Annotated in this window: 2 protein-coding genes; both read left to right on the forward strand. The window is 57.3% G+C overall.

Annotated features, from left to right (window positions below; genetic code table 11):
• Nucleotides 1-599 precede the first annotated feature (599 nt).
• Nucleotides 600-1,988 (forward strand): hypothetical protein, encoded by a 1,389-nt coding sequence (locus V6D20_14785; protein HEY9817046.1) that lies wholly within the window; start codon nucleotides 600-602, stop codon nucleotides 1,986-1,988.
• A 483-nt stretch (nucleotides 1,989-2,471) separates the two neighbouring features.
• Nucleotides 2,472-2,780: hypothetical protein (locus tag V6D20_14790; GenBank protein ID HEY9817047.1), on the forward strand; the 309-nt coding region annotated here is incomplete at its 3' end.

Raw genomic sequence — 2,780 nt, forward strand, 5'->3', positions numbered from 1 at the left:
GGTCCTTTTTCTAGCACCTATCAACAAAGAGATCACCCTCTGCCATGGAGTGTTGGAGGTCCCTAATGATACCGTCCCCAGAAACAGCAGCAGCCCTTGGAAGGATGCTCATGTTGTGTGCCTCGGAGAGCGTGACGATACAAGGCTTCAAAACCGTTGGAGAGTCGACCTACTACCTTCAGGCCTGTTTGAACCTAGTGATGGCAAACTAGCCGACTACGGCTCCTCCCCTCAGCAGCAGCCCCCACCTGAAGACTCTGACCTGCTTCCTCAAAGTGAGACGGAACAGTCCTTTGTCCGGATCCTTCCCCTGCTGGGAAAGGAAGTTTGCCAACAAGTCTACGAAGGGTTAAGCAGCCCAGTACCTTGGACTTTGCCCCAGCTGGTGTGGACGCTCAAGCCTTACATTGCCTCCATTCGTGATGAACCCACTCGACAGCAAGCAGAAGGAGCAGTGATGAGTTGGCTCACTCAGGGTGCTGGAAATGCCCCCGTGGGCAATGTAACAGTTTCAGCTCGAGCGCCACCTAAGAAAGTCAAAGACTGGATTTCTAGCACCTTGGAAAAACTCTGCACGCCCACAGCCCACGGCCACCCAGTTGGCACAACCACCAGCCACCCAGATGGCAGCCACCCAGATGGCAGCCACCCAGATGGCACCAACACCAGCCACCCAGTTGGAAACCCCAGATGGCCATAGCGACAGCCGCCCAGAGGACTACACCCCAGAGGACCCAGACCCTGGCCCCAAGCGCCGCAAGCGGTCCAGTGTGAGCTTTGCTCCTGACCCCCTCAATGCCACCACATTCAATGGTGACAGGGCTCCTGACTTGGATGGCACCATCCTGTATGCCCTTCTTGGTTTCACTAAGACCACAACAAAGGAAGCGCTTCCCGAAGTCTGGCTGGATTGGTTCGAGCAGAAGAAGGAGCACCGGCGTCTGTGGCTCAATGGCTACAGAAGTGAGCTACAGAAAAGAAACTATGTGGCCTTTGATCAAGGCTTTGACTACCCTCCCTTCCTTGCCCAGGACTTGTCTAGTATGCAACTCACCACCTCCACACATGACCTTCAATGGTGGCGAGGCATAGTTGGGGCCCAACTCAAACGAGACCAGTCAGAGCTGCAGCACCTCCACCACCTCAATGAGAATGAAGAGCACTTCAGAGGCGCCTTGCAAGTCAATGATGCGGGGGCGTCTGCCAGACGAGGAAAAGCCCCTCCACGCATCACCACATGGCATGAGCTCACCAGCTTCTTGAGCCGGCTCAAGCTGTTCACCGATGACTGGGTCCCTAGCAGCTACCTCCACCTCCACACGAACCAGTTGCTTACCCACCTGCAACAACGATCCCATCTCTTCTCCAACAACACAGATTGGATCTGTGCCAAGGCCTGCCAGATTGTTTGGCACCTAAAGCAACTGGAGCAACTAGAATTTGGACAGCCACTTCGCGATCTCCACTTCCTCAACCCGGATGAAGACCCACCATTCTTCTGCTTGGGTGCCAATGACTTGCCCCCTGTCCATGCCCTGTTGCAACCCAACTTGAATTATGACCTTGGAATGCCTGCTACCCTCCGGCCCACCCAAACGCCAGCTCCAGTGCCAGCCCCCCCAGCCCCCTCGAGCGGCCCCGCACCCACGCCAAGACCAGCAGCCAACCCTAGCAACACCGATGGGCGACCCCAGCCAACTCGGCAAACCAACCCCAGTTTTGCCACTCCACTCAAAGCCTTCTGGGCGGACGCCGCTGAGCCTGTCCGACGAGCCAACCTTTCAGTCCTGTTGACCAATGCTAGCTCTACCAATGCTGATGTAATCCAAGCCCTCCATCTCCCTGCAGGCAGACATTGCTTGCACTTTCATGTCAAGGGATCATGTGGCCACACAAGATGCCGCAACACCCACTCTCCCATCCAAATCACTGACGAAAATGCCAACAGAGTTGTGGCTATCCTCCGACGAGGGGCTACAGCTTTGTGACCACCAACAGCAGCACTACCTCCATCACCCTTTCCACAGCCGTCCCCCGACGCAGCCCCACTCCCACGCCAACACCACCGCACCACCACCCAACATCCATCCCACCACACCCAAGAATCCCCACGACTACGCCAAACAGCACCCACCCACTCCCCTCTCCCCTTTCCCCACCAACGGCACCAACAGCCTTGCCCCACTGGATCCCACGCTGCAAGGCCCCCGGGGCAACCCACAAAGCCCACCCATGCCCAGCATGGGGCATCCCCACCCACCATCACAGCACCGTCCAAGAGATCCTCTCTGCCCTCGGTCAGCACCAGCCCTGCCAGTGCCCCAACACCCAAGAGGCACAACCACCAGCCCTCCCCTCCAGCCTCATCACCCGCGGTTGCCTTCACAACACCCTTCACAACACAGGAGATCCACGACATCCTCACCAAAACCCAGAGTAAGTCTAACCCTTATGTTCCCACCCGCAGTCTTATGTTCCCCGGCCCCATTGCCCAGGCCCACCCAGCAGGCCCAATGTTGAAACAGTTTGGAACCGTTGGCTGCCCGGTCGACATCTCCGAAGATTGGACCCTTGCCCAACTGGACAGCGCCGTCAGCTATGGAGCCCATCCATCTGCCAGAACCCCAGCTGCCGTCACAGCCATCCGCGAAGAAGCCTTGGAAAAGGTAGCCTCCGGTTTTGTCAAGCTCGTCAAATGGAAGGATCTGCGCAGTCAAATCCAAGCCGGCACAGCCCCACCAGTCAAGATCAGCCCCATTGCCGCCATCCCCCACAAAAGT

This window comes from Candidatus Obscuribacterales bacterium, from assembly GCA_036703605.1.
Lineage (GTDB): Bacteria > Cyanobacteriota > Cyanobacteriia > RECH01 > RECH01 > RECH01.